Below are 25,676 nucleotides of genomic sequence, written 5' to 3' on the forward strand. Positions count from 1 at the left end.
GTTTCAAGTAAGCGCTTGCTGGCACAAGTTACGGAGGCCCTCGGGGTGCGTCAATGATTCGCACAGGATTTTCTCGCGGCCCGGCCGAGCCCTACGACGGCACCGGCGGGCTCTGCGCGGGGGTGACGGGACGGACATCGCAGGTGAGACGCCCGCGATCGACGGGCCGAACAGGAAGCGGAACGTCCCTTCCGCCGACGGCCCGCAGAAAAAGGCCTGGGGATGGGGAGTTGACCTCCCGTCACCGACGGCACCGACGGCATCCGCGTCACCGCCGGCCGAACGACGACGGCCCGCCTGTGTGATCACAGGCGGGCCGTCGGTCCGGGTGGGCGATACTGGGTTCGAACCAGTGACCTCTTCGGTGTGAACGAAGCGCTCTCCCACTGAGCTAATCGCCCGGACGCACGGAGAACATTACCCCATGTCAGCGGGTGCCTCCGACCAGCGCGAGAAGGCACCCGGACGCCCTCACCGGGTCACTGGTCCTTGATCTTCCAGGGCATCACGACACCGAACTTCCAGACGTAGACGCCCACGAGGGCGACCACGATCACCAGGCCGATCGAGGTCAGGACGATGTTGCGACGGCGCACCGCCGGGTCCAGCGCGCGCTGCGCCGCCTCGGTGACTTTGCGCTTCGTCCAGCGCAGCACCAGCTGGGCCCAGACGAACTCGGTCGCCCAGATCGCCATACCGCCGAAGATCACCACCCAGCCGGGTCCCGGCAGCGGCAGCATGATGATGCCGGCGACCACGACCGCGAGGCCGACGACGAAGACGCCGACCTGCCAGCTCACGTGCAGCGCACGGCGCGCCTTGACGAAGTCCGGCGCCTTGGAACCGAGCCCCCGCTCGTCCCGCGCCCCGTCCGCCCGCATCCCGTCCGGTGATTCCTCGGCCGCCCCGTCAGGCGCCACGACAACCTCACCCGGCCCGTCACTCCCCGTATTCATACGGACAAACCCTACCCGAGGGAAACCAGTCACCGGAATGGCCGCACCGAGCGATCGAGCTCTCGGCCGGAAGAGTTACGTAAAGGCACGCAAAACACTCAGAGGGGTTTACAACGGCACCGTAGGTGGCATGTCGATTTCGCCGACGTGCGAATCCCCGAGCGCACACTGAGCGAAAGGCCCTGGCGCTTATGAACACCACGGTCAGCTGCGAGCTGCACCTGCGCCTCGTTGTGTCGAGCGAGTCATCCCTGCCTGTCCCCGCAGGCCTGAGGTACGACACGGCCGACCCCTACGCCGTGCACGCCACCTTCCACACCGGAGCCGAGGAGACCGTCGAGTGGGTGTTCGCCCGCGACCTTCTCGCGGAGGGCCTCCACCGGCCCACCGGTACCGGCGACGTCCGTGTCTGGCCATCCCGTAGTCACGGTCAGGGCGTCGTCTGCATCGCACTGAGCTCTCCCGAGGGCGAAGCCCTGCTGGAGGCTCCCGCACGGGCCCTGGAGTCCTTCCTGAAGCGGACGGACGCCGCTGTGCCACCCGGCACGGAGCACCGGCACTTCGACCTGGATCAGGAGCTGTCGCACATCCTGGCGGAGAGCTAGCGCAAGGCCCAGACCCACACCACCCGGCGCCGTCCGAACTCGGGGAGACGGCTCGGGCCTGGACAACCGCATGTGGCACACACCGGCGCCGTCGCCGCGATCCGTCGCGGGGGCGGCGCCGCTGTGTGCGCCACCGGCCACCGGCGGTCACCCTCGCGGGCCGCTCCGGGGGCGACTCTCCGTGGTCCGGGGAACCGTGCGGGACACGGAGGCGTTCATAGAGGCAGGGGCCGCCCTCCGGGAAGCCACTACCATCGGCCAGCATCGGCGGGCGCCCGCCCGACCCCCAGGCCAGGGAGCTAAACGTGCTGATCACCCACGACACCCGGTGTGCCCTCGACACCGTGGTGGATCTGGTGAACACCGCACCGGAGGACGCGGCGACGCCGGACGGGCTGTCGGACGTCGCGCTGCTCACGGATTTCGTGCGGAACCACGAGATCAGCGATGTCGGTGAGCTCTCGGAGTTCGACCTCTCCGCCGTGCGCAAGATCCGCGGCCGGTTCACCGCGGTCTTCGGGGCGCCGGACGCCCGGACCGCCGCCGGACTGATCAACGACCTGGTCGCCGCCGCGGGCACCACACCGCGCCTCACGGACCACGACGGCTACGACTGGCATGTGCACTACTTCGCGCCCGGCGCCTCGGTGGCCGACCATCTCGCCGCCGACTGCGGGATGGCGCTCGCGTTCTTCGTAGTGGCCGGCGAGCAGGAGCGGCTGCGCCGCTGCGAGGCCCCCGACTGCAGGCGCGCCTTCGTCGACCTCTCCCGGAACCGCTCGCGCAGATACTGCGACAGCCGGACCTGCGGAAACCGGCTGCATGTCGCCGCCTACCGGGCCCGGCGCAAGGAAGCCGCGGGCTGACGGCCGGCGCCGCTCGATGAGGTCGTGGCCCCCGGCGGGTGACGTCGGGGACCACGAGTACGGCTCACAGCATCAGCAGGTCGTGCAGCGAGGCCATGAGCAGCAGACACCCGATCACCGCAAGGAAGATCATCAGCGGTGGCTGGGAAAGGGCGAAAAGGCACCCGCGCGGCTCGTCCTTCGGCGGCGCGGCGTCGCTCTGTGTCGTGTCCAGCATCTCGCCGCGATGATGACGCAGCGAGCACCCCTCCCGCGATCAACACGCCCGATAGGGGCGGGAGTTCGCCGAATTCCGTGATGTCCGTTTCGGGTCGCGTCAGGTCCTGAACACTTACCGGCCGACCGGGCTCGCTCTGTGTCGTTTCAGTCGCCGTGCGCCCGTCATATGCCGTGCTTCTTCAGGATGGCCTCGATGTCACTGAAGTCGTCCCCGCTCTGGGCGCGGGGCGCGGCTGCCTGCCGGGTCGCCGGGCGCGCGGCGGGACCGAGGGAGGGCGCTGAGGCGGTCGGCGCCACCGCGTCCGGCTGCCCGGAGGCGCGGGCCGCCCGGCGCTCCTTGCGGGTTCCGCCGCGACGGCGCTCCACGGCGCGGGTGCCGGTGAAGAGCAGCCAGGCACCGCCGAGCAGTATGAAGCCCGCCCAGGCCGTGGGACTGAACGCGGTGTCGGCGGCCCAGCCGACGACCCCGGTCATCACCAGGCCGACGGGCACCAGCGAGTAGGCGGCGATGCGGGCGGCGGAGAGGAAACGCTTGCGGTACGCCGTGACCGCCGCGATGCCCAGGCCGGCCGCGGAGACGGCGGAACAGACGGTCTCGGCAATCATCCGGTCCTCCAGGCTTGGTTCGGTCGGGCGGGCGGGTCTCGGTCGCGCGCACGGCACAGAGGTCACGGCACAGAGGTGACGTCCCCGTCCGGCAGGTCGCACTTCGTCCCTTCCATCCTGCACCGTCCGGTCCCCGGGATGCCATGCCTCGGAAGGACATCAGGGACAACTCCGGGTCGTCTCCTCCCCAGGTGCCGGTCGGTGTCGTACACCCGCGCCCGGTCGGACCCACATGGTCCCGGTCGGGACCCTGGGTCCGGTCGGGACCCTGGGTCCGAGGCTGGGAGACTGGTCCCATGAGCGACCTCCCCTCCGCGAGCACCCCCGTCCTCGACGTCTGGTGCGAGCTCCAGTGCACGGACTGCCGTACCGCGCTGGACGATCTGCGCGCCCTGCGGGCCCGCTACGGCGACCGGCTGGAGCTGCGGCTGCGGCACTTCCCCCTGGAGAAGCACAAGCACTCCTTCGCCGCCGCGCAGGCGGCCGAGGAGGCGCTGGAGCAGGGGCGGGGGTGGGACTACGTCGAGGCCGTGCTCGACCGGGTCGAGCAGCTGGACCGTAGGGGCGAACCCTTCCTGGTCGAGGTGGCCGGTGAACTCGGGCTGGACGCCGAGGAGTTCGACACCGCACTGATCGACGGGCGGCACATCCTGATCGTCGACGCCGACCAGGCCGAGGGCAAGGCCATCGGCGTGACCGGCACGCCGACGTACGTCATCGGGGGCGAACGCCTCGACGGCGGCAAGAGCCAGGAAGGGCTGCGCGCCCGTGTCGAGGAGATCGCCGACCGGCTGCTCGCCGGGGGCGAGTGAGCGGTCGGCGAGTGAGCGGTCGGCTAGGTCTCAGAGCAGGGTCTTGTACAGGTGGTAGGTGACCGTCTCGTAACCGAGTGACTCGTAGAGCCGCTCGGCCGGGGCGTTGCCCTGGAAGACGTTCAGGCGGATGGCCGGGAGACCGGCCGCGATGCCCTGCGCCTCGGCCAGGAGCATCAGGGTGCGGCCGTGCCCCCGGCCCCGGTGCCGGGCGTCGGACTCGACCTTGTAGACGAAGGTCGAGCCGTCGCGGAGGCCGGTCCAGAGCGTGCCCACCACCGTGCCGTCGTGCTCCAGGACACTGAAGTCCATGCCGGCGGTGGCGAGTTCGTGGGGCATCAGTTCGGCGTTGCTGTCCAGGGCCCTGGTCCGGGCCTCCGCCTCGGGCACACCGCGCTCGGTCCAGCTCGCGGTGAAGTTCCGGGTCAGGAGCTCCCTCCACGGGCCGTACTCCTGTGGGGTCATGGGCCGCGCGCGGCTCCCCGCGGGCAGTTCGGGCGCGGTGTCACCGAGCGGCTTCTGCATGTGGCGGTTGCGGACGACGTACCCGAGGGCGGTCGCCACCTTCAGGGCCGTCTCCGCCTCGGCGGGCACGGATGCCTCGATCCGGTCGCAGCCCCAGCTCCGCACCACTTCCTCGGCGGCCAGCGCGGCCACGGTGCCCCGGCCGCGCCGGCGGTCCGGTTCCTCGATGCGCAGATCCAGGATCTGGGCCACCGAGTCGCCGAAGAACGGACTCGTGCCAAGGCGTATCCCGCCGACGGGACGGCTGTTCACACACACCTGGTAGCGGCGTGAACGCGTCCCGTCGGCCTGGTGCTGGAGCGGCTCGGCCGGCCGCAGGGTCGTGGTCATCACCTGTGTTCTACCCGACCCGGAGCACCAGGTCAGCCCGACAAGGACGGGCTTTTACGGATCGAGGTCGTCGGCCGACCGCTCGTCGAAGACGCGCATGGCCTTGGCGGTCACCGGCCCCGCCACGCCCGGGAGTTGGCGGTCGTCGAGCAGGTGCACGGCCTGCACGTCCCGCAGCGAGGAGGTCAGGAAGACCTCGTCGGCGCGCTCCAGGACGTCCAACGGCAGGTCGGTCTCCTTGGCGCCGGTCCATTCGACGGTCAGGGCGCGGGTGATGCCGGCGAGGCAGCCGGAGGTGACCGGCGGGGTGTGGATCTCGCCGTCCAGGACGACGAAGACGTTCGAGCCGGTGCCCTCGCAGAGCTGTCCGACCGTGTTGGCGAACAGGGCCTCAGAGGCGCCGTGTTGGTGGGCGCGGGCGAGGGCGACGACGTTCTCGGCGTAGGACGTGGTCTTGAGGCCGGCGAGGGCGCCGCGTTCGTTGCGGGTCCAGGGGACGGTGACGACGGCCGTGGAGTCCGGGCGGCGCTTCGCCTCGCCGAGGGCGACCACGAGGGTCGGGCCGTGCTCGCCGCGGTCCGAGCCGAGCGGGCCGTGGCCGCCGGTGTAGGTGATGCGGAGCCTGCCGAACGGCAGCGGGTTGGCGGCGAGGACGGCCGCGCAGCCGCGGCGGACCTCGTCGAGGTCGGGGTCGGGGAGGCCGAGGCCGCGCGCGGAGCGGGTCAGCCGGTCGAGATGGCGGGTGAGTGCGAAGGTCCTGCCCTCGGTCGCCTTCACCGTCTCGAAGATGCCGTCGCCCACGGTCAGTCCGTGGTCGAAGACGGAAACGCGGGCGGACTCGATGTCCTGGAGCCCGCCGTCGAGCCAGATCTTCATGAAAGAGCCCCTCCGTTCACCTCGTACGCGCCCGACGCTATCGCGAGCAGCCGGGAGGCCTTCAGCTCGGTCTCCCGCCACTCCCCCTCGGGGTCCGAGCCCCAGGTGATGCCCGCGCCGGTGCCGAAGCGGAGGGTGCCGTCGGTCCGATCGATCCAGAAGGTGCGGATGCCGACGGCCAGTTCGCCGGTGCCCGTGTCGGCGTCGACCCATCCGATGCCGCCGCAGTACGGGCCCCGGGGCGCGGTCTCCAGGGCGTCGATGATGCGCAGGGCGCTGGACTTGGGGGCGCCGGTGACACTCCCGGGCGGAAAGGCGGCGGCGAGCAGCTCCGGCCAGCCCGCGTCCGCCGGCAGCTCGCCCCGGACCGTCGACACGAGATGGACCAGCCCGGGGTGCTTCTCGACGACACACAGGTCCGGCACGGTCACGGTCCCCGTGGCGCAGACACGCCCGAGGTCGTTGCGGACCAGGTCCACGATCATCACGTTCTCGGCGTAGTCCTTGTGCAGCAGGTCCGCCTCCGTCCGCCCGGTCCCCTTGATCGGCCCGGACTCGACGACCCGCCCGGTGCGGCGCAGGAAGAGCTCGGGTGACGCACCGGCGGTCTCGACCCCGTGACCGGGCAGCCGGATCGTTCCTGCGTACGGTGCCGGGTTGCCGCGCGCGAGCAGCGCGGTGAGGGCGTCGACGTCGGCGTCGGGGGCCACCGGGGCGGACAGGACCCGGCACAGGTTGGCCTGGTAGACCTCGCCGGCCGCGATGTGCTCCCTGATGCGGCGGACGCCGGCGGTGTAGGCGGCGCGGTCCAGGGAGCTGGTCCAGGCATCGCGCGCGGGGCCGCGCCAGGCGCCGGGGACGGGTGCCGGGACCGGCTCGTGCCGTACGTCACGGAAGCGCGCGCAGGTCAGACGGCCCTCGAAGTCGGCCGCGACCGCCCAGAAGCCGGTGGAGTCCAGGGCTGCGGGATCGCTGGTGACATCGAGCAGGCCGGTGGCGACACGGCCGCCGAAACGGGCGAGAGGAGCGAGGTCGGACACGTCGCCGAGTCTATGGCGGGTGTCTCACAGGTTGCCCGGTGATGTCACCGCGGCTGCCCTGACCACGTGTTCCCTTAGACGCAGGCCAGCACGCTGCACAAACGCGTTTTTGTGCTGGCCGGGGAATCCGCTAGAGTTCAACTCGTCGCCGCGACGCGCAAGCCGAGCGGAAACGACAAGCGGACGTAGCTCAGTTGGTAGAGCGCAACCTTGCCAAGGTTGAGGTCGCCAGTTCGAACCTGGTCGTCCGCTCGCAGGAAGTGGGGGATCTTCCCGAACCCCCGCACTCCTGGTGGAGTGGCCGAGAGGCGAGGCAACGGCCTGCAAAGCCGTCTACACGGGTTCAAATCCCGTCTCCACCTCCAAGGACGATTAGCTCAGCGGGAGAGCGCTTCCCTGACACGGAAGAGGTCACTGGTTCAATCCCAGTATCGTCCACTGGTCCGCAAGGATCCCCGCGCGATTAGCTCAGCGGGAGAGCGCTTCCCTGACACGGAAGAGGTCACTGGTTCAATCCCAGTATCGCGCACGCACCGCCCATGATCCCCGGATCGTGGTCCCGAGGACGATTAGCTCAGCGGGAGAGCGCTTCCCTGACACGGAAGAGGTCACTGGTTCAATCCCAGTATCGTCCACACATCGAAGCCCCCGGCGCTCACCGCGTCCGGGGGCTTCTTCGTGGGCCGGTCAGCTGGAGAACAGCATGTGGCCGAAGCTCTTGTGGCGGTGGTGGCCGCCGTGCCCGCCGTAGTGGCCACCGCCGTGACCGCCGCCGTGCGGGGCGCCCCAGGCGGGCGCGGGCGGGGCCGGGTAGGCCTGCGGGCCCGGGGGCGGCGGGGCGGGCTGCTGCCACTGGGACTCCACACGGGTCAGCGCCTCCAGCTCGCCGTAGTCGAGGAAGATCCCCCGGCAGTTGCTGCACTGTTCGATCTGGACACCGTTGCGGTTGTACGTGTGCATCGGCGCATGGCACTTCGGACACTGCATGCTCGGCTCAACTCCTCGGCCGTCGGTACGTCTTCGTGTTTCCCCAGGACAGACTCCGTCCGACCCCGGTCGGTTGCACCCTACTTCGCGGATCCGGGCGTCAACTCGGGCGGAACGGAGCCCATTCGGTCACAGGCGTCCACGACCGCCACCTCCACCTCGTCCAGCGGGCGGCCCGCCGCGACCGCCTTGGCGATGGCCAGGGCTGCGGTCTGCACGGTCAGGGCGCGGGCCGGGACGTCCAGGGCGGGCCAGGGGTCGCCGTCCCGCGGGACCGCCGGGCCGTCCGCCGCGCGGTACGCGGCCAGGAAGCGGGCCCACTCGTCGGGCGGGAGCAGCCCGCACGCGTACCAGGCGGCGGGCCGTGCCAGGTCCCATCCGGGGACTCCCGCGCCCAGGTCGTCGACGTCGATCAGCAGCCAGGGGCCGTCCGGCGCCGGGTGCCGGACGAGCTGGCCGAGGTGGAGGTCGCCGTGGCAGAGGGTGGTCGTGTCGGGCTGGGGCGCCTCCGCGCGGGCCCAGGCGGGCAGCAGGGACCAGGCGTGCAGCACGGGGGCGACGGCGGGGTGGCCGCCGACCGCCTCGCGCAGCCGGCTGATCGCGCGGGCCGCCTTGAGGGGGCCGCGCATCGGCGGGAGGGCGGTCGGGGCGGGGGTCCGGTGGAGGCGGGCGAGAAGGGTGGCCGCGGCTTCCCAGGGGGCCGCGTCGGGGTCGTCGGGGTCCACGGGGGCGCCGTAGGGCCAGAAGGTCACCTGGCGGTCGTCCAGGTGGACGGGGGTGGGGTCGAGCGGGGGCAGGAGGATGCCGGGGAGCCGCGCGGCCGTTTCGAGGCGGGCGGTGAGGTCGGTGGGGTTGGTGTGCGGGGCATGGGCCTTGGCGACGGTGTCCGCGTGGCGGACGACCGTGCCGTCCGGGCGGTCCGAGAGGGTGGCTCCGCCGGGAGCGCAGGGGCAGGCCGGGGCCGGGGTTCGGGTGTGCGCCGCTCGTACGGCGCGGGCCGTCAGGTCGGGCAGCACGTGGGTGGTCACCGGGTCTCCCTGAGTCGTACGGCTTGCCACGGGAGTCTCCCCCGAGACGGCCGCCGGGCAAAGCAAAGCCGGCGCAGCTCCCCAGCTGCGCCGGCTTTTCTTGCCGTCCGCCGCACCCCCGTCCCCACGGGGTTTCATGGGTTGATGTCCCCGCCCGGACCGCTCTTCCGGGCCTGGGGTCGCCGCTCAGCGCCCCAGCATCACTCCCACGGACGACGCCTGTGTGGCCACGGTCTCCCAGCCGTCGAAGACGACGAGGAGCAGGACCGCCAGGGGAAGTGCCATCAAGGTCGCCACCAGTGGGTGGCGACGGCCCGTGCGGCGGGTGCGGAAGGCCGCGTTGTACGCCTTGCGTCCCTCTTCGCGGATCAATGCCCGCGGTGCCGTGTGGGCCATGGTCCCTCTCCTGACCGTGCTCCGTTGACCGAACTCTGTTGTGGTTGGCAGCGGCGGGTGTCTGACCTCGGGGGACGAGTGCTGCACCCGCCGCTTGACCTCAAATCTAGGTGCGCGGCGCGTGCGGGTCGTCATGCCCTCGTACCGATTGGCGGGCCTCCCGGAGGATGAGCAATGACCTGCGAAGTACTCCCCTGGGTGGAGACGGGGTCCTAGGTCTCGGGGTCTTCCCGGAGGGCGCGTCCGGTGTGCCCCGCTTTCTCTGAGCTGTCCTCGCGCGGGACCGGCTGCTCGACCAGGGCGAGGACCCGGGTCGCCATGAAACGGGCGGTACGGACCACGGAGCCGTTGCGGGTGACTTCGCTCACTTCCACGACACCTCGTCGTACGGCCGTCTCCACCCTGCGGCCCGCCCTGCTCGCCACCACCTCATAGGTACGTGTGGTGTCGCCGGCGTCCACCACTATCTCGACACGATCACCCTTCACGCGCTCAATCCCCCTTCTGCGACGGTTGGTTGGGGTTGGGCACCGTACGAAGTCCTGCTGTTCGCACGGCCTCTGACCACCCTTCAAAGTTTCCCACCCGGCACTGACAATCCATCGGTCCGAGAGGGCGCGGCCTATGCGCGCGGGCGGCGGTGGAAACGTAAGCTGTCGCTCGTCACACGGACCGGGCAGCGGGGATGGACATGGCGATGATGCGCCTGAGGCGCGAGGACCCGCGCGTCGTCGGCTCGTTCAGGCTTCACAGACGGCTCGGCGCGGGCGGAATGGGCGTCGTCTACCTGGGTTCCGACCGCAAGGGCCAGCGGGTCGCGCTGAAGGTGATCCGGCCGGATCTGGCGGAGGACCAGGAGTTCCGTTCGCGGTTCGCGCGCGAGGTGTCGGCCGCGCGGCGGATCAGGGGCGGCTGTACGGCCCGGCTGGTCGCGGCGGATCTCGAGGCCGACCGGCCCTGGTTCGCGACGCAGTACGTTCCCGGGCCCTCCCTGCACGACAAGGTCGCCGACGAGGGGGCGCTCGGCGCCGCCGAGGTCGCCGCGATCGGGGCCGCGCTGTCGGAGGGGCTCGTCGCGGTGCACGAGGCCGGGGTCGTCCACCGGGATCTCAAGCCGTCCAACATTCTGCTGTCCCCCAAGGGGCCGCGGATCATCGACTTCGGTATCGCCTGGGCGACCGGGGCGTCCACGCTCACGCACGTCGGTACGGCGGTGGGCTCCCCCGGGTTCCTCGCGCCCGAGCAGGTGCGGGGGGCGGCGGTCACGCCGGCCACGGACGTGTTCTCGCTCGGGGCGACGCTCGCGTACGCCTCCACCTCCGACTCGCCCTTCGGGCACGGCAGTTCAGAGGTGATGCTGTACCGCGTGGTGCACGAGGAGGCGCAGCTGCACGGGGTGCCGGACGCGCTCGCCCCGCTGGTGCGGGCGTGTCTGGCGAAGGACCCCGAGGAACGGCCCAGCACGCTGCAACTGTCCCTGCGGCTCAAGGAGATCGCCGCCCGCGAGGCCCAGGGGCTGTCGGACGTACGGCCGCCCGCGCCGCGCGGTGGTGAGGCGGACCGGCCCACCGGGCGGCTCACCGAGAGCTATCCCGAGCAGCAGCGGACGCAGGGGGGACGGCGTCCGTCGGGTGCGCAGGGGCCGCAGGGTCCGCTGGGGCCCCTGGGGCCTCATGGCACGCCTGCGCCTCGCGGTGCGGCTCCTGTGTCGCGGGGTGGTGGCAGTTCTTCGCGTGGGGGTGGCGGTGTGCCGTCTCGCGGGGGTACTGGTGTGCCGTCTCGTGGAGGTAGTGGCGGGGGTGGAGGCGGGGGTGTTCCTTCTCGGTCGGGTTCGGCTCGGCCGACTCCGGCCGGGCGCAGCACGACCCGGTCCGGGAACGGCAGTGGGAACGGGAGTGCGAGCGGCAGTAGGCCCGCGCCGCGCAGTGGTGCCGGGCGGTCGGGGCCGCGGACCACGGGGACCGGGCGGCGGCCGGCCAATCCGCGGTTGCTGCGGCAGCGGTTGTTCGTGTTCGTGGTGGTGACGTTGTTGGTCGCGCTCGGGATCGCGGTGGCTCAGGGGTGTTCGGGGCCGTCGCGTGGGCTTGGGCGGGCGGGGGAACACGGGTCGGTCGTGGGGGCGGATGGGTTGTTCGGGGTGGTGGGTGGTTTCGGCGAGGTGTGAGGGGGGGGGTGGGGCGGGGTGTGTTTCGCCCCCGCCGCCCCTACCCGTCCCGTCACCAGGGGCTGCCGCCCCTTCCGCCCCGCCTGGGGGCTGCGCCCCCAGCCCCCCCATCGGCCCTTGAGAGGCCTCGTCCTCAAACGCCGGACGGGCTGGATGTTGCCGGCCTGAGTCGAGAAGCGCCCGGACGGGCTGGATGTCGCCGGCCTGAGTTGTCGAGATGCGCCCGGACGGGCTGGATGTTGCGGGCCTGCGTCGAAAAGCGCCCCGATGGACACGCGGCGGACAGATCACTCCACCGCCAGCCCCGTTCACAAGTTCGGCAGGATCCGTTCGAAGAACTCGCGGTCCGCGTCGAAGAGTGGGGTCATCGTCAGGAACTCCGTGGGTGTGACCCAGCGGACTTCGGAGACCTCGCCCGGGTCGGGGACGATCGTGCCGTTGCCTGTTTCGGTGGCGGTCCACCAGTGGAGGCGGAAGGTGCCGTCGTCGGTCTCGGACTGCCAGACCTTGGCCAGCGGGGCGACGGCCAGGCCGACTTCCTCGTGGACCTCTCTGACGAGGGCTTCTTCCTGGGTCTCGCCCGGCTCCAGTTTGCCGCTGAGCGGGGCCCAGTAGCCGGAGCGGGCGGAGTCGGGGCCGCGGCGGATGACCAGGACGCGGTCCGCGCGCCGGAGGACCGCGACGATCGCCTCGCGCTGGGCCAAGCCGTGCTCCTAGAGTTCGGGGCGGCCGGTGGCCACCGCGTAGAAGGCTACGGCAGCGGCGGCGCCCACGTTGAGGGAGTCGACGCCGTGGGCCATCGGGATGCGGACCCATTCGTCGGCGGCGACCAGGGCCTGGGTGGAGAGGCCGTCGCCCTCGGCGCCGAGCATCAGCGCGACCCGGTCCATGCGGTGCGGGGCGGCCTCGTCGAGGCTGCGCGCCTTCTCGTCCGGGGTGAGGGCGAGGAGCGTGAAGCCTGCCTCGCGGACCGACTCCAGGCCCTTGGGCCAGCTGTCGAGGCGGGCGTAGGGGACGGAGAAGACCGCGCCCATCGAGACCTTCACGCTGCGGCGGTAGAGGGGGTCCGCGCAGTCGGGGGACAGCAGGACCGCGTCCATGCCCAGGGCCGCCGCCGAGCGGAAGATCGCGCCGATGTTGGTGTGGTCGTTGACCGACTCCATGACGACGACCCGGCGGGTGGTCTGGAGGAGTTCGTGTGCCGTGGGGAGGGGTTTGCGCTGCATGGAGGCGAGGGCGCCACGGTGGACGTGGTAGCCGGTGACGCGTTCGGCCAGCTCCGGGCTCACCGCGTAGACCGGGGCGGGGAGTTCGTCGATCACGTCCCGCATGACGTCGACCCACTTCGCGGACAGCAGCATCGAGCGCATCTCGTAGCCCGCGTCCTTGGCGCGTCTGATGACCTTCTCGCCCTCGGCGATGAACAGGCCTTCGGCCGGTTCGCGCTTGCGGCGCAGCTCCACATCGGTCAGGCCCGTGTAATCACGCAGGCGGGGGTCGTCGGGATCCTCAACGGTGATGAGATCGGCCACAGGGTGATACTGCCTTGTCCTGGGTGTCGTGCCAACGGCTGGGAACGGGTTGTGTTACCCGGGGTTACGCAAGACCTTCCGGGCCCACGGCGACGACCGCGCCGATGACGATCACCGCCGGCGGTCTCACGTCCTCGGTGCGCACGGTCTCGCCCACCGTCGCGAGGGTCGCGTCCACCCGGCGCTGGGCGGCCGTCGTGCCCTCCTGGACCAGGGCGACCGGAGTGTCGGCCGGCTTGCCGTGCGCGATCAGGGTGTCGGCGATCTTCCCTATCTTGTCTACGCCCATCAGGACCACGAGCGTGCCGGTGAGCTTCGCGAGGGACGGCCAGTCGACGAGGGAGCGCTCGTCGTCAGGGGCGACATGGCCGCTGACCACCGTGAACTCGTGTGCGACCCCGCGATGGGTGACGGGGATGCCGGCCGCGCCCGGCACGGAGATCGAGCTGGAGATGCCGGGCACGACCGTGCACGGGATGCCGGCCTCGGCCAGCGCCTGGACCTCCTCCATGCCACGGCCGTAGACGTACGGGTCGCCGCCCTTCAGCCGCACGACCGACCTGCCCCGCTTGGCGTGTTCGATCAGGGCGTTGTTGATGGCCTCCTGGGCCATGTAGCGGCCGTAGGGGATCTTCGCCGCGTCGATCACCTCGACGTGCGGGGGGAGTTCGGCGAGGAGGTCGCGGGGGCCGAGGCGGTCGGCGATGACGACGTCGGCCTCGGCGAGGAGGCGACGGCCGCGGACCGTGATCAGGTCCGGGTCGCCGGGGCCGCCGCCGACGAGGGCGACGCCCGGGGTGCGGGTGCGGTGGTGGGGTGCCACCAGGGTGCCGTCGCGCAGGCCCGCCACGACCGCGTCGCGGATCGCGGCGGTGTGGCGGGGGTCCCGGCCGCGCACGTCTGTGGTGAGTACGGCGACGGTGACGCCCTCGCTGTGGCCCGTCGCCGGGGTCAGCGCGGTGGCCCGGTCGGCGTCGTCGGCGCGCACGCACCAGACGCGGTGCGCCTCCGCCTCGGCGGAGGCGGCGGTGTTGGCCTCGGGGTCGGTCGTGGCGATCAGCGCGTACCAGGCGTCCGCGAGGTCGCCGGTCGTGTACGGGCGCCGCTCCCAGGCGATCTCGCCCGCGTCCGCCATCGCCTCCACGGAGGGCGTCGCGTCGGGCGACACCAGGGTGATGTCCGCGCCCGCCGCGATCAGCGCGGGCAGCCGGCGCTGGGCGACCTGGCCGCCGCCCAGGACGACGACCCGGCGGCCGGCGAGGCGGAGGCCTACGGGGTAGGCGGGGTGTTCGGCCATGAGGGTGCGGCTCCTCTTTGACGGCGGGTTGCCCGGCGGGGTGCCCTGCGTGCGGTACGGCGTGCGGTGGCCCTGACGTGCAGATTTTACGGGCAGGGGGCTGTGGCGGCTCGGCCGGTCCACTGGCTGAGCCGCCACAGCCCCCTGGGGGCGCCTACTTCTCGGTCACCCCTGCGGAGTCGAACGTCGCCACCTCGTGCATCGCCCGCGCCGTGCTCTGCACCAGCGGCAGGGCTAGCAGCGCGCCCGTGCCCTCGCCGAGGCGGAGGTCGAGGTCGACCAGGGGGCGCAGGCCGAGCTTGTTGAGGGCGGCGACATGCCCGGGTTCGGCGCTGCGGTGGCCCGCGATGCAGGCCGCGAGGACCTCCGGCGCGATGGCACGGGCCACCAGGGCCGCCGCGCCCGCGCTGACGCCGTCCAGGATCACCGGCGTCCGCAGGGACGCGCCACCGAGCAACAGGCCGACCATCGCCGCGTGTTCGAAGCCACCGACCGCGGCGAGCACGCCGATGGGGTCGGCCGGGTCCGGCTGGTGGAGTTCGATCGCGCGGCGCACGACCTCCGTCTTGCGGGCCAGCGTCTCGTCGTTGATGCCGGTGCCCCGGCCGGTGACGTCGGCGGGGTCGGTGTCCGTGAACACCGAGATCAGGGCGGCGGACGCGGTGGTGTTCGCGATGCCCATCTCCCCGGTCAGCAGAGCCTTGTTGCCGGCCGCCACCAGGTCCCGGGCCGTCTCGATGCCCACCTCGATGGCCTGCTTGGCCTCCTCGCGGGTCATCGCGGGACCGGTCGTCATGTCCGACGTGCCGGCCCGGACCTTGCGGGGCAACAGGCCCGGCGTGGCCGGGAGTTCGGACGCCACACCCACGTCCACCACGCACACCTCGGCGCCCACCTGGCCCGCGAAGGCGTTGCACACGGCGCCGCCGCCGAGGAAGTTGGCGACCATCTGGGCCGTCACCTCCTGAGGCCAGGGCGTGACGCCCTGCGCGTGCACCCCGTGGTCGCCCGCGAAGATCGCGACGGCCGCGGGCTCGGGGATCGGCGGCGGGCACTGCCGGGAGAGACCGGCCAGCTGCGCGGAGATGATCTCCAGCATGCCGAGCGAGCCCGGCGGCTTCGTCATCCGCTTCTGCCGCTCCCAGGCCTCGCCGAGCGCCTTGGCGTCCAGCGGGCGGATCCCGGCGACCGTCTCCGCGAGCAGGTCGTGCGGGTCCTCGCCGGGCAGGGCACGGCGGCCGTACGTCTCCTCGTGCACGACCCAGGACAGCGGGCGGCGCTTGGACCAGCCCGCCTGCATCAGCTCGGGCTCGTCCGGGAACTCGTCGACGTAGCCGACGCAGAGGTACGCGATGACCTCCAGGTGCTCCGGCAGACCGAGCGCGCGGACCATCTCGCGCTCGTCGAAGAAGCTGACCCAGCCGACGCCGAGGCCTTCGGCACGGGCCGCGAGCCACAGGTTCTCCACGGCGAGGGCGGCGGAGTACGGCGCCATCTGCGGCTGCGTGTGGCGGCCCAGGGTGTGCCGGCCGCCGCGCGTGGGGTCGGCGGTGACGACGATGTTCACCGGGGTGTCGAGGATGGCCTCGATCTTCAGTTCCTTGAACTGCTTCGCCCGGCCCTTGGGCAGCGACTTCGCGTACGCCTCGCGCTGGCTCTCGGCCAGTTCGTGCATGGTGCGGCGGGTGTCGGCGGAGCGGATGACGACGAAGTCCCACGGCTGGGAGTGCCCGACGGACGGCGCGGTGTGCGCCGCCTCCAGCACGCGCAGCAGCACGTCGTGCGGGATCGGGTCGCTGCGGAAGCCGTTGCGGATGTCACGGCGTTCCCGCATCACCTTCAGCACGGCCTCGCGCTCGGCGTCGTCGTAGCCGGGTGCGGCCGGGCCGGTGGACTCCCGTACGTCTGCCACTGCGGCCGTGCTCTCTTCTTCCTGGTCGGCGGCCCGGGTGCGCAGGTCGTCCGCGTGCTGTACGAGTTCGGGCTCGCCGTCCGCAGCGGCCTCCCGGGGAGCGGGCACAGCGGCGAAGGACTCCGGGCCGCCGGACGGCTCCTCCGTGGGGAGGACGAGCGGGTGCGGCGGGGTCGGCGCGAGGTGCGGGGTGGTGGGCACCGACCCCTCCACCGGCACGAAGCGGCCGAGCGAGTCGTCGGGGCCGGGGCTCACGGAGACGCCCTGCGGTACCTCGGCCGGCTCCACGAACTCGGCGTCCGGGGCGGCGGGTTGGGCGAGTGGCGTGCCCTCGGGGTCGACGTCGGGCTCGACGGAGGACACCTGCGGCACGAGCACCGGCTCGGCCTCCTCGGCCGGGACGTGCTGCTCCGCCACGACTTCGGGTGCGGCCGTGGGCTGGGGGGCGACCGGCTCGCTCGGCGGCGCGTCGAGGAGAGCGGGTGCGGCTTCGGCGGGCGGGACCGGGTCGGCCTCGGCGAGCGTCGCGGGGACGGGCTCGACGGACTCGACGGGCGCGACCGGGACCGGGACCGGGGCGGCCTCGGCGAGGGTGGTCGAGTGGTCGGCCGGGGGTGCGGGTCGCTCGGTGTCGGAGAACTCGACGGGTTCGACAGATTCGACGGGTTCGACGGGTTCGGCCACGAGGCCGAGCGGGGGCTCGACTCCCGTGGGAACAGGGGGAGTTGCCTCGGCTTCCTGGACCGCGACGACCCCGTCGAGGGGAGCGGGCTCCTGGGTGTGAACGGGGTCCGCGTCGAGAGCCTGGTCGGCACCCTGGGCGAACACAAGGCCCTGCGCCTGGTCCTGGCCCTGGCTCTGGTCCTGGCCCTGGCCCTGGCCCTGGCCCTGGCCCTGCTCAACGGGGGCTACGTCTTCGGAGGTCTGGCCGGTAGCGCTCTGAACCGACTCCGCCTCGGAAACGGGGCCGCCGTCCTGCGCGAGTCCGGCCTCGCCCGCCGCCTCGGGGGTTTCGTCCTGCACGAGCGGCGCACCGACGGCAGCCGCCGTACTGTCCGGAAGCACGGGGTCGGAGCCGGTCACGTCACCGTGGACGACCGCGCTCTCGACGCCAAGGCCGTCGCCGTGCACCGGGCCCGCCTCGACACCCTGCTCGTGTCCATGGGTGAACCCGGCATCGGAGGCGAACGCCTCCTGGGCGCCCGGCAGTTCGGGGACACCGGCCGATCCGGAGCTCTCCGTGCTCATGTGGACCGAGGAGGCGGAGGACGCCGTCATCGCCTGCGCCACCGCGTACTGCCGGCCGTCGCCCTGCCAGGCGCCGCCCGCGTCGGGGGCCGTGGCGACTCCCGCGTTCACCGCTTCCGTGGCGAGTCTGGCCACCGCCGCCTGGGCCGCGCCGACGGGTTCGGGGGCGGGTTCGGATGCCACCGCTGCCGCCGGTACCGGGGCCGGCACCGGAGTCGGGGCGGGGGCCGGGGCAACCGTTTCCGCGGTCCGCACCCCCGCGGCGACCGAGGAGTGGGCGCCCCAGGGGGCCGCGCCCTGCGGGGGCAGGTCGCGGAGTTGGGGGGCGTCGAGGTACTCGGGGCTGGTGGCCACCGGGCCGGGCTGCCGGACCGGCGCGCCCGCGGGGCCGCGGTCGGCGAGGGAGCGGACCGGGCTCGCCGAGGTGTCGGGGAGGGGCGGGCCGAGGTGCAGCGGGCGGCGCGGGGTGACCGGCGCGGGCGCCGGTTCGGCGAGCCGGACGGCGCCGAGGTCGACGGAGCCGCTGTCGCGACCGGCCGTCTCGTGCGGCCCCGGCTCGTGCGGAACGGGCTCCTGGACGGTCTCGACGACCGGCTCGGGCACGGGGGGCGGGACCTCGTTGCCCCAGGCGCCCTGGGCGCCCGGCAGCAGCAACAGATCCTCGTCCTCGGCGGTGGTCTCGGAGAGGTAGGTGTACGCGCCGTGTGCGGGAACGCTCGGCTGTTCCACCATGCCTGCGTTCTCCGGCAACCCCTCGGCCGGGACCTGGCCGGTGTCGGTCATGCGTACCCCTCGCCCATCGGTTAGTGCTTCTACGACCCGCTCACCGGGAACGGCGCACCGACCGCCCCGCAGTGGAGAACGAGCGTGCGTGTCCAGCGGCACGAACGACCCGACGCCAAAAAGCGACAAAGCCATTTAGACGACAAAGCCATTCAATGGCATTGTCGCGGCCGTTGCGCCGTCACGGCAGCTTGATCCGCGACGGCCCGCTGTGGACTGCGCCACGTTGCGCGTCCTCCGGTTCCGCTGTACCACACACACCCCAAAACGGGCGGGTTTTCCGGACATTGACGAACGAAGCGCCGGTCCACCCTGTGCGGTACAACGGTCCGCCAGCCTACCGCGCGCAGTACGACAACAGGATCACGGGGACGGTTCGCGGGGTCACGAAACGCGCTCGGGAAGGAGGCCGCTGAGCAGGAACGCGACGCTCCGTTCCGTCTCCGTCCAGGCCCTGGTGTCGAGTTCGACGGACTGGAGGAGGGCGCACTCGACGTGGTAACCGTGCTCCGTCAGGTCGCGGCCGACGAGTTCGGCCTCGTCGCGGGTCGCGGCGTGCGCCACGATGCGCTGCGGGCGCCGGTCGGCGACGGCGGAGACGACGGCCACTCCCCCGCCGCCGACGCGCACCACGTCGGGTTCGGGGAGGTTCTCCAGGATGTGCGGGGCGTCGCCCTTGACGATCTGGAGGTGCACGCCGAAGCTGCGGGCCGCGGAGTCGGTGCGGGCGCAGGCCTGGGTGTCGCGGTCGACGGCGATGACGGCGGCTCCGGCGCGGGCCGCCTCGATGGCGAAGGCGCCGCTGCCGCAGCCGATGTCCCACACGAGGTCGCCGACGCGCGGGCCGAGGCGGGCGAGTTGGGCGGCCCGCAGCAGTTCCGTCTCGCCCTCGCCCAGCTCGCCGACGTAGGCCTCGGCGGGGAGGGTCCAGCCGCGGGCGACGGCGGCCGGGTCGCGGCCGGCGATCCAGCTCTCGCCGGGTCCGGCGGTGACGGCGGGGCCGGCCGGGCCGCCCATGACGATGACGACGTTGGGGTCGCGCCAGGTGCGGTCGGCGGCCTTGTCGGAGGTGAGGACGGTGACCTGCTCGTGCTCGGTGCCCAGTTCCTCGCAGATGACGAAGGTGCGGTGGACGCCTTCGAGGAGCAGGCCGAGTTCGGCGGGACCGGCGCCCGGTGAGGTGAGGACGGCGACTTTCGCGTGGGCCCGGCAGACGTTCACCGCGCGTCGCAGGGTGCGCCGGTGGGCGACGACCACTTGCGCGTCGTCCCAGGCCATACCGGCGCGGGCGAAGGCGGCGGCCACCGAGGAGACGGCGGGGACGACCTCCACCTCCAGGCCGAACTCGGGTGCGCGCAGGGTCCGTACGACCCCGAAGAAGCCCGGGTCCCCGTCGGCGAACACGACCGCCGTGCCGCGGTGGCCCGTGATGCGGCGGGCGGCCAGGGCCACGCTGCCGAGCCGGATGCGTTCGGCGCCGGCCGGTACCTCGGGCAGTTCCAGATGGTGGGGCGCGCCGGCCACCAGGGTGGCGGCGCTCAGCGCGGAGCGTGCCGCGGCTGTCAGCGGAGAGCCGTCCCAGCCGATCACCGTGACGCGGTCGGCCATCGTCGTCAGTCTCCAGGGGTGCATCGCGGGTCGTCGGGGGAAGCGGCCCGTACGCGGGCACCGTGAGGGTACCTGGTGCGGCTGGGCGGTGCTTCCGTGGTCGTACCCGCCGGATTCAGTTCCAGTCGGCGAGTGACGTGAAGCCGTCGGCGTCGGCGAGCTGCTCGGCCGTGCCCTCCAGGTCCTCGGGGAGGAGGCTCCACACGATGAAGTCGGTGCGGACGTCGATCCAGGTGCCGTCGTCGGCGTGGACGTGCGCTATGCAGGCGTTGCGCAGGACGCCCTCGCTGATGCAGCCGATCTTCTGCGCGACCTGTTGGGAGGCGGTGTTGTCGGCGGCGGTGCGCAGTTCGATGCGCTCCAACTTCTGGTCCCCGAACAGCCATTGGGCGGTGGCGAGGGCGGCTTCGGAGGCGTAGCCCTCGCCGCGTGCCCAGGGGGCGATGATGTACGACAGCTCGGTGGACCGGACATGCCAGTCCGTCTTGGTCAACTGGACGATGCCGACGAGCCGTTGGGTGAGGAACTCGGTGACGGCGAGGTCGAGGCCGCGGCCCGAGGTCCGTTCGGCGGGCGCGTAGTTGGTGATCCACTCGCGGGCGCCGGGCTCGCTGAACGGCTGGGGGACGTCGGTCCAGGCCGCGACCTGGTCGTCGTTCATCATCTCGGCCAGGGCCTGCGCATCGTCCTCTTCGAGGGGCCGCAGCACCAACCGCTCCGTGCTGATGGAGATGTTGGGGAAGGTGCTAGTCATGCGCCGCTCCGTAACCTTTGGAAAATGTTCAGGGCAACCTGAACTGCCCAGCATGCAGCATGAAAGCGGTGAACCGCACCACGGGGTCCACCCGCGGTGAGCGGGTGGACCCGGTGAGTTGTGGTGAGTTGTCTACAAGACGACTCAGAAGGACGGGATGACGGAACCGGCGTACTTGTCCTCGATGAACTTCTTCACCTCGGGCGAGGTGAGCAGCTTCGCGAGCTTCTTGACGCGCGGGTCCTTCTCGTTGCCCTTCTTCACGGCGAGGAAGTTGCCGTAGGGGTTGTCCGTCGCCGACTCCAGGACGAGGGCGTCCTTGGCGGGCTTCAGGCCGGAGGAGATGGCGTAGTTGCCGTTGATGACGGCCGCGTCGACGTCGTCCAGGGAGCGCGGGGTCTGGGCCGCCTCCAGCTCCTTGAACTTGAGCTTCTTGGGGTTGTCGGTGATGTCGGCGGGGGTGGCCTCGTTGCCCACGCCGGCCTTGAGGGTGATCAGCTTGTTCGCCGCGAGCAGCTTGAGGGCGCGGGCCTCGTTGACGCTGTCGTTGGGGACGGCGACCGTAGCGCCGCTCTTCAGGGCGTCGGCGCTCTTCACCTTGTGGGAGTAGAGGCCGAGCGGCTCCAGGTGGACCGTGACGACGGGCACGATGTGGGTGCCGTTCTTCTTGTTGAAGTCGTCGAGGTACGGCTGGTTCTGGAAGTAGTTGGCGCCCACCGAGCCGTCCTCGGTCGCGGTGTTCGGTGTGACGTAGTCGGTGAACTCCTTGACCTCCAGGTCGAGTCCGGCCTTCTTCGCCAGGTGGTCCTTGACGTAGTCGAGGATCTCGGCGTGCGGGGTGGGGCTCGCGGCGACGACCAGCGGTCCGCTGTAGTCGGCGGCCGAGGAGGAGCCCTTGTCCGAGCCGCAGGCGGAGAGCGCGAAGGTGAGCGCTCCGGCGGCGAGGACGGCGGTGCTGAGCTTTGCGGTGTTACGCACGAAAAGTGCCTTTCCTGAAGGGTGTCGCGTACTACGACCCCGCGGTGGGTGGTGCGGGGAGTCTTGGGGGGTGAGCCGCCGGGGTGCTTACGCGGCTTTCAGCAGCCGTAGCCTCGGCGCGGGGCCCGAGCGTCCGCCGCGCCGGTGCGCGGAGCGGGCCGCGTAGTCGCCGGCGAACTGGATGAGGGAGATGACGACCGCCAGGATCGCCACGGTGATCCACATCAGCTGTGTCTCGAAGCGCTGGTAGCCGTAGCGGATGGCGATGTCGCCGAGGCCGCCGGCGCCGACCGTGCCGGCCATCGCTGAGTAGCCGATGAGCGCGACGATCGTGGTGGTGGTGCTGGAGATCAGCGAGGGCAGGGACTCCGGCACGAGGACCTTGCGCACGACGGTCCAGGTGTTGCCGCCCATCGACTGCACGGCCTCGACCAGCCCGCCGTCCACTTCGCGGACAGCCGTCTCGACGAGGCGCGCGAAGAAGGGAATTGCCCCGATCGCGAGCGGCACGATGGCGGCCTCGCGACCGATGGTCGTCCCCGTGACGGTCCGGGTGAAGTTCATCAGCGCGACCATGAGGATGATGAAGGGCAGCGAGCGGGCGACGTTCACGATCTGCCCGATGACCTTGTTGGCGGCCACGTTCTGGAGCAGTCCGCCGCGGTCGGTCAGCACCAGCAGGATGCCGAGCGGGAGGCCGCCGACGACGGCGACGAGCGTGGACCAGCCGACCATGTAGAGCGTGTCCCAACACGCCTGGGACAGCAGGGGCTGCATCTCGGACCAGCTCACTTGGCACCTTCCTTCAGCAGTACGGGCTCCTGGCCCACCACGTCGATCCGCAGGCCCTGTTCGCGCAGGAAGCCGATCGGCACGACGTTGTCCTCGTAGCGGCCGGGCAGTTCGATGCGCATCCGGCCGACCTGGAGGCCGCCGACGGTGTCGATGGCGGCGCCGAGGATCGAGATGTCGATGTTGTAGGTGCGGGAGAGCCGTGAGACGACGGGCTGGGTGGCGGCCTCGCCGTGGAAGGTGATGTCGACGACGGTCCGCTCCTCGTCGCCCGCCTCGCCGCTGACCGGGAAGAGCGCGGCGGCCAGTTCGGAGCCGGGGGTGCCGAGCAGTTCGCTGACGGTCCCGGACTCGACGACCCGCCCGTGCCGCATGAGCGCGGCGGAGTCGCAGACCGACTTCACGACGTCCATCTCGTGGGTGATGAGCAGGACGGTCAGGCCCAGCTGCCGGTTGAGGTCGCGCAGCAGCTGGAGGATCGAGCGGGTGGTCTCCGGGTCGAGGGCGCTGGTGGCCTCGTCGGAGAGCAGCACCTTGGGGTCGCCGGCCAGGGCGCGGGCGATGCCGACGCGCTGCTTCTGGCCGCCGGAGAGCTGTGCCGGGTAGGACTTCGCCCGGTCGGCGAGCCCGACCAGGTCGAGCAGTTCGAGTGCCTTGGCGGAGCGCTCCTTCCCGGACTTCCCGAGGATTTCGAGCGGCAGCTCGACGTTGTCCTGCACGGTGCGCGAGGAGAGCAGGTTGAAGTGCTGGAAGACCATGCCGATACGGCTGCGCGCCTGCCGGAGTTCGCGTCCGGCGCGCGGTCCGCGCCCGGCGAGGGCGGTGAGGTCCTGGCCGTCCACGGTGACCGTGCCGGCGGTGGGCCGCTCCAGCAGGTTGACGCAGCGGATGAGCGAGGACTTGCCGGCGCCGGACTGGCCGATGACGCCGTACACCTCGCCTTCGCGGACGTGGAGATCGACGCCGTCGAGAGCGGTGACCTCACGGCCTCGCGAGCGGTAGACCTTGGTCAGGCCCGATGTGGTGATCACTGGGGTTCCATGACTGTCGAGTACGGGGGCGTGGATGTGCCCGGGTACGAGGGGGGAAATGTGCGTGGGGCGGCGGTGTCGCACGGCGGTCGGCGCGTGGACGTGCCGGGGCGGCTCGCTTCGGGGCGCGAGGCTGGGGCGCGTGGCCCGGGGGTGGTGCGGGGGCCCTCTAGAAGGCGCGCATTCGACACATACAACGAGCACCGGGCGTCAGGGTCGCCTCGGTCGCAAGGGTGCGGCAGCTCGTCGTGGTCATGGAATCAGTAAAGCAGACGTACGGTCCTGACAAAGTGCCGCTGTCCGTATGCCGGACAGCGGCGGACGGGTGTCAGCGGCGCGCGGAGATCTCCACTCCCCCGTCGCTGACCAGCGCGGACAGGGCCGACAGGTCGTTCACGACAAGATCGGCTTCGAGCTCGTGGGCCTCGTGGGTTGTGGCCAAGGCCACGGTGATCATTCCGGCCGCGCGGCCCGCCCTGAGGCCCGCCGGGGCGTCCTCGAAGACGACGCAGCGGGCCGGGTCGACGCCGAGCCGACGGGCGGCGAGGAGGTAGGGCTCGGGGTCGGGCTTGCCGCGGGTGACGTCCTCGGCGACCACGAGGACCTTGGGCAGGATGCCGGCGTGCGCGAGCCGGGCCTCGGCGAGCCGGCGGGTGGCGGAGGTGACGACGGCCCAGCGGTCGGCGGGCAGCGAGCCGAGGAACGCCTCGGTGCCGGGCAGCGGAATGGCGCCCCCGTTGGCGACGTCCTCGACCTCCAGCGCCTCGATGCGGGCGACCGCGGCGGGGACGACGTCGGCGGGCAGCAGGTCGGCGGCTATCGCGACGGCGGTCCGCCCGTGGAGTTCGACCCGGGCGAAGTCCTCGGCGGCGATCCCGAACTCCGCCGCCCAGCGCGTCCAGCACCTGCGCACGGATTCGAGGGAGGAGACGAGCGTGCCGTCGTTGTCGAACAGGAGGGCCTCAGCATGGATCTTCATGTTCCCGACCCTACGGTCACCGGGTCTTTTGGCCCGTAATAGGGTCGCGGCATGCTTGATGCCCTGACGCTGGTGATCGGTGTCGCCGCGCTGCTGCTCGCCGCCTGGACCGGGTGGGCGGCCTACCGCGACCAGTCGACGAAGGACTGGCACTTCATCGGCATGGCGGTGGTCACCCTGCTGGCCACGGTCCAACTGGTGGTCGGGATCGTGCAGTTGGCGCGTGGCGAGAAGGCGGAGCAGGGCACGACGATCTTCGTGGCGTATCTGCTGGGCGCGTTCGCGGCGGTACCGGCGGCGGGTCTCATGTCCCTGGCGGAGCGCACCCGCTGGGGTTCGGCGACGGTCGCGGCCGGCGCCGTGGTCCTGGCCGTGCTCGAAGTGCGGCTCTACGACATCTGGGGAAGCTGAGATGACCACCGTGGACGAGAACACCGCGGAAGACAACACGGCGGAAGCCGGGCCCCAGCGGCTCATCGGCGGACCCGGCATGCTGCTCGTCTGGTTCTACGGCGTGATGGTCGTCGGCGCGGTCTCGCGTTCCGTCTACCAGATCTCCACCGAGTTCGACCGGGCCCCGCTCGCCTACTCCCTGTCGGCCGTCGCGGGGGTGGTGTACGGCTTCATCACGTACTCCCTGGTCCGCGGCGGCGAGCGGGCGCGCAGGGCGGCACAGGCGTGCTGCGCCGCCGAACTCGCGGGTGTCCTGATCGTGGGCACGCTGACCGTGATCGACGGCTCGGCCTTCCCGGACGCGACGGTCTGGTCGTACTACGGCGCGGGGTACGTCTTCATCCCCGTGCTGCTGCCGCTGTCCGCGCTGTACTGGCTGCGGAAGAACCGGGCCGGCGCGGTCACGCGGTAGCGACGTACGCCTCGACCGGCTTCTCCAGGACGATCATCGGTACGCCGTCGGCGCCCTGGGAGGTGCCTACGGTCTCGTAGCCGACGCGGCGGTACAGGCGGAGGTTGCCCTCGCTGCGGTGGCCGGTGTGGAGGCGGAACTTCTTGGCGCCGCGTTCCTCGGCGAGGGCGGACTCGGCGGCGCGCAGGAGACGGGCGCCGATGCCGTGGCCCTGGAGGCGCGGGTGGACGCAGAGTTTGCCGATGGCGGCGGCGCCGTCCTCGGTCACCGTGCCGCGGACCGAGCCGACCACCTCCTCGCCCAGCCGGGCCACGAACACGCAGTCCGAGCCCAGTTCGGCCCGGACCGAGTCGAGGCTCTGGACGAGCGGGTCGATGCGGTAGTTGCCGTACAGCGCCGCCTCGCTCTGGAAGCACAGGTACTGAAGCCTGAAGATCTGCTCTGCGTCCTGCTCGGTCGCCACCGAGATGGTCACGCTCATGCCCAT

Annotated in this window: 27 protein-coding genes and 6 tRNA genes; 11 read left to right on the forward strand and 22 right to left on the reverse strand. The window is 71.7% G+C overall.

All coding sequences use genetic code 11. The features are described from left to right. Nucleotides 1–329 precede the first annotated feature (329 nt). Together ACIQPR_RS26990 and ACIQPR_RS26995 are read right to left on the reverse strand one after the other, a co-directional pair. Nucleotides 330–401, reverse strand: a tRNA-Val gene (locus ACIQPR_RS26990). 78 nt (nt 402–479) lie between these two features. Further along, nucleotides 480–956 carry a TIGR02611 family protein gene (locus ACIQPR_RS26995; RefSeq protein WP_403653138.1) on the reverse strand — a complete coding sequence of 159 codons (477 nt, stop codon included), beginning with the start codon at nt 954–956 and terminating at the stop codon, nt 480–482. 191 nt (nt 957–1,147) lie between these two features. Here ACIQPR_RS26995 and ACIQPR_RS27000 point away from each other — a divergent pair, with 191 nt between their 5' ends. Then, the gene (locus ACIQPR_RS27000; protein ID WP_004002642.1) at nt 1,148–1,561 is read left to right on the forward strand and encodes an SsgA family sporulation/cell division regulator; all 414 of its coding nucleotides are present in this window, start codon (nt 1,148–1,150) and stop codon (nt 1,559–1,561) included. Between the two features lie 305 nt (nt 1,562–1,866). Further along, nucleotides 1,867–2,427, forward strand: a complete 561-nt coding sequence (locus ACIQPR_RS27005) for a CGNR zinc finger domain-containing protein (protein WP_403653141.1) — start codon at nt 1,867–1,869, stop codon at nt 2,425–2,427. 64 nt (nt 2,428–2,491) lie between these two features. Here ACIQPR_RS27005 and ACIQPR_RS27010 read toward each other — a convergent pair whose 3' ends face one another. Beyond that, nucleotides 2,492–2,644 (reverse strand): hypothetical protein, encoded by a 153-nt coding sequence (locus tag ACIQPR_RS27010; RefSeq protein WP_019059824.1) that lies wholly within the window; start codon nt 2,642–2,644, stop codon nt 2,492–2,494. Nucleotides 2,645–2,808: 164 nt separating this feature from the next. Then, complete coding sequence (locus ACIQPR_RS27015) at nt 2,809–3,252, reverse strand: hypothetical protein (protein ID WP_403653144.1); 444 nt, start codon at nt 3,250–3,252, stop codon at nt 2,809–2,811. A 296-nt stretch (nt 3,253–3,548) separates the two neighbouring features. Between ACIQPR_RS27015 and ACIQPR_RS27020 the strand changes: the two genes are divergently transcribed. After that, entirely contained in the window at nt 3,549–4,064 is a 516-nt protein-coding gene (locus ACIQPR_RS27020) for a DsbA family protein (protein ID WP_403653146.1), read from the forward strand. A 30-nt stretch (nt 4,065–4,094) separates the two neighbouring features. On the opposite strand, the gene ACIQPR_RS27025 is transcribed toward ACIQPR_RS27020, so the two are convergent. The 3 genes from ACIQPR_RS27025 to ACIQPR_RS27035 are packed head-to-tail and all read right to left on the reverse strand — an operon-like array spanning nt 4,095 to nt 6,835. Then, complete coding sequence (locus tag ACIQPR_RS27025; RefSeq protein ID WP_403653148.1) at nt 4,095–4,919, reverse strand: GNAT family N-acetyltransferase; 825 nt, start codon at nt 4,917–4,919, stop codon at nt 4,095–4,097. Nucleotides 4,920–4,973: 54 nt separating this feature from the next. Beyond that, entirely contained in the window at nt 4,974–5,795 is an 822-nt protein-coding gene (locus ACIQPR_RS27030) for an aminotransferase class IV (protein ID WP_403653150.1), read from the reverse strand. Further along, nucleotides 5,792–6,835 carry a chorismate-binding protein gene (locus tag ACIQPR_RS27035; protein ID WP_403653153.1) on the reverse strand — a complete coding sequence of 348 codons (1,044 nt, stop codon included), beginning with the start codon at nt 6,833–6,835 and terminating at the stop codon, nt 5,792–5,794. Before ACIQPR_RS27035 ends, ACIQPR_RS27030 begins: the two co-directional genes overlap by 4 nt. 179 nt (nt 6,836–7,014) lie before the next feature. On the opposite strand from ACIQPR_RS27035, the gene ACIQPR_RS27040 reads away from it, so the two are divergent. The 5 genes from ACIQPR_RS27040 to ACIQPR_RS27060 all read left to right on the forward strand — a co-directional run bounded on the left by ACIQPR_RS27040 (nt 7,015) and on the right by ACIQPR_RS27060 (nt 7,470). Further along, nucleotides 7,015–7,087, forward strand: a tRNA-Gly gene (locus ACIQPR_RS27040). 39 nt (nt 7,088–7,126) lie between these two features. Continuing rightward, a tRNA-Cys gene (locus ACIQPR_RS27045) sits at nt 7,127–7,200 on the forward strand. Nucleotide 7,201: 1 nt separating this feature from the next. Next, nucleotides 7,202–7,273, forward strand: a tRNA-Val gene (locus ACIQPR_RS27050). A gap of 19 nt (nt 7,274–7,292) precedes the next feature. Next, nucleotides 7,293–7,364, forward strand: a tRNA-Val gene (locus tag ACIQPR_RS27055). 34 nt (nt 7,365–7,398) lie between these two features. Then, nucleotides 7,399–7,470: transfer RNA gene (locus ACIQPR_RS27060), tRNA-Val, on the forward strand. 52 nt (nt 7,471–7,522) lie between these two features. Here the strand turns inward: ACIQPR_RS27060 and ACIQPR_RS27065 are convergent. The 4 genes from ACIQPR_RS27065 to ACIQPR_RS27080 all read right to left on the reverse strand — a co-directional run bounded on the left by ACIQPR_RS27065 (nt 7,523) and on the right by ACIQPR_RS27080 (nt 9,734). Continuing rightward, nucleotides 7,523–7,822 (reverse strand): zf-TFIIB domain-containing protein, encoded by a 300-nt coding sequence (locus tag ACIQPR_RS27065; protein ID WP_318015217.1) that lies wholly within the window; start codon nt 7,820–7,822, stop codon nt 7,523–7,525. Between the two features lie 80 nt (nt 7,823–7,902). Continuing rightward, nucleotides 7,903–8,850, reverse strand: coding sequence for a phosphotransferase family protein (locus ACIQPR_RS27070; protein ID WP_403653156.1), 948 nt, complete (start codon nt 8,848–8,850; stop codon nt 7,903–7,905). 186 nt (nt 8,851–9,036) lie between these two features. Continuing rightward, nucleotides 9,037–9,246, reverse strand: a complete 210-nt coding sequence (locus ACIQPR_RS27075) for a hypothetical protein (protein WP_026178166.1) — start codon at nt 9,244–9,246, stop codon at nt 9,037–9,039. A gap of 212 nt (nt 9,247–9,458) precedes the next feature. Further along, nucleotides 9,459–9,734, reverse strand: coding sequence for a hypothetical protein (locus ACIQPR_RS27080; protein WP_403653159.1), 276 nt, complete (start codon nt 9,732–9,734; stop codon nt 9,459–9,461). Between the two features lie 197 nt (nt 9,735–9,931). Between ACIQPR_RS27080 and ACIQPR_RS27085 the strand changes: the two genes are divergently transcribed. After that, a complete protein-coding gene (locus tag ACIQPR_RS27085) occupies nt 9,932–11,410 on the forward strand; it encodes a serine/threonine-protein kinase (RefSeq protein ID WP_403653162.1) in 1,479 nt (492 codons plus the stop codon). 308 nt (nt 11,411–11,718) lie between these two features. Here ACIQPR_RS27085 and ACIQPR_RS27090 read toward each other — a convergent pair whose 3' ends face one another. From ACIQPR_RS27090 to ACIQPR_RS27135, 10 genes are all read right to left on the reverse strand, one after another. Continuing rightward, nucleotides 11,719–12,114: an NUDIX domain-containing protein gene (locus ACIQPR_RS27090; RefSeq protein ID WP_403653165.1), complete on the reverse strand. Its 396-nt coding sequence runs from the start codon at nt 12,112–12,114 to the stop codon at nt 11,719–11,721. 9 nt (nt 12,115–12,123) lie between these two features. Further along, a complete protein-coding gene (locus tag ACIQPR_RS27095) occupies nt 12,124–12,942 on the reverse strand; it encodes a TrmH family RNA methyltransferase (RefSeq protein ID WP_403653168.1) in 819 nt (272 codons plus the stop codon). Nucleotides 12,943–13,006: 64 nt separating this feature from the next. Further along, the gene (cobA, locus tag ACIQPR_RS27100) at nt 13,007–14,239 is read right to left on the reverse strand and encodes a uroporphyrinogen-III C-methyltransferase (RefSeq protein ID WP_403653171.1); all 1,233 of its coding nucleotides are present in this window, start codon (nt 14,237–14,239) and stop codon (nt 13,007–13,009) included. Between the two features lie 154 nt (nt 14,240–14,393). After that, nucleotides 14,394–18,182: a nicotinate-nucleotide--dimethylbenzimidazole phosphoribosyltransferase gene (cobT, locus tag ACIQPR_RS27105; protein ID WP_403653174.1), complete on the reverse strand. Its 3,789-nt coding sequence runs from the start codon at nt 18,180–18,182 to the stop codon at nt 14,394–14,396. A gap of 384 nt (nt 18,183–18,566) precedes the next feature. Continuing rightward, the gene (gene cbiE / locus ACIQPR_RS27110; RefSeq protein ID WP_403653177.1) at nt 18,567–19,790 is read right to left on the reverse strand and encodes a precorrin-6y C5,15-methyltransferase (decarboxylating) subunit CbiE; all 1,224 of its coding nucleotides are present in this window, start codon (nt 19,788–19,790) and stop codon (nt 18,567–18,569) included. Between the two features lie 115 nt (nt 19,791–19,905). Beyond that, a complete protein-coding gene (locus ACIQPR_RS27115) occupies nt 19,906–20,544 on the reverse strand; it encodes a GNAT family N-acetyltransferase (RefSeq protein WP_403653180.1) in 639 nt (212 codons plus the stop codon). A gap of 144 nt (nt 20,545–20,688) precedes the next feature. Next, complete coding sequence (locus ACIQPR_RS27120; RefSeq protein WP_403653183.1) at nt 20,689–21,522, reverse strand: MetQ/NlpA family ABC transporter substrate-binding protein; 834 nt, start codon at nt 21,520–21,522, stop codon at nt 20,689–20,691. Between the two features lie 87 nt (nt 21,523–21,609). Further along, nucleotides 21,610–22,314: a methionine ABC transporter permease gene (locus ACIQPR_RS27125; RefSeq protein WP_403653186.1), complete on the reverse strand. Its 705-nt coding sequence runs from the start codon at nt 22,312–22,314 to the stop codon at nt 21,610–21,612. Continuing rightward, complete coding sequence (locus ACIQPR_RS27130) at nt 22,311–23,345, reverse strand: methionine ABC transporter ATP-binding protein (RefSeq protein WP_403653189.1); 1,035 nt, start codon at nt 23,343–23,345, stop codon at nt 22,311–22,313. Before ACIQPR_RS27130 ends, ACIQPR_RS27125 begins: the two co-directional genes overlap by 4 nt. A gap of 328 nt (nt 23,346–23,673) precedes the next feature. After that, on the reverse strand, nt 23,674–24,324 hold the full coding sequence (locus tag ACIQPR_RS27135) for an HAD family hydrolase (protein ID WP_403653192.1): 651 nt from the start codon (nt 24,322–24,324) through the stop codon (nt 23,674–23,676). Between the two features lie 51 nt (nt 24,325–24,375). Between ACIQPR_RS27135 and ACIQPR_RS27140 the strand changes: the two genes are divergently transcribed. Further along, nucleotides 24,376–24,735: a hypothetical protein gene (locus tag ACIQPR_RS27140; protein ID WP_403653193.1), complete on the forward strand. Its 360-nt coding sequence runs from the start codon at nt 24,376–24,378 to the stop codon at nt 24,733–24,735. A 1-nt stretch (nt 24,736) separates the two neighbouring features. Then, nucleotides 24,737–25,189, forward strand: coding sequence for a hypothetical protein (locus ACIQPR_RS27145; protein WP_403653196.1), 453 nt, complete (start codon nt 24,737–24,739; stop codon nt 25,187–25,189). On the opposite strand, the gene ACIQPR_RS27150 is transcribed toward ACIQPR_RS27145, so the two are convergent. Continuing rightward, on the reverse strand, nt 25,179–25,676 hold the full coding sequence (locus ACIQPR_RS27150; RefSeq protein ID WP_403653198.1) for a GNAT family N-acetyltransferase: 498 nt from the start codon (nt 25,674–25,676) through the stop codon (nt 25,179–25,181). The genes ACIQPR_RS27145 and ACIQPR_RS27150 overlap by 11 nt on opposite strands.

This window comes from Streptomyces sp. NPDC091280, from assembly GCF_044768565.1.
GTDB lineage: Bacteria > Actinomycetota > Actinomycetes > Streptomycetales > Streptomycetaceae > Streptomyces.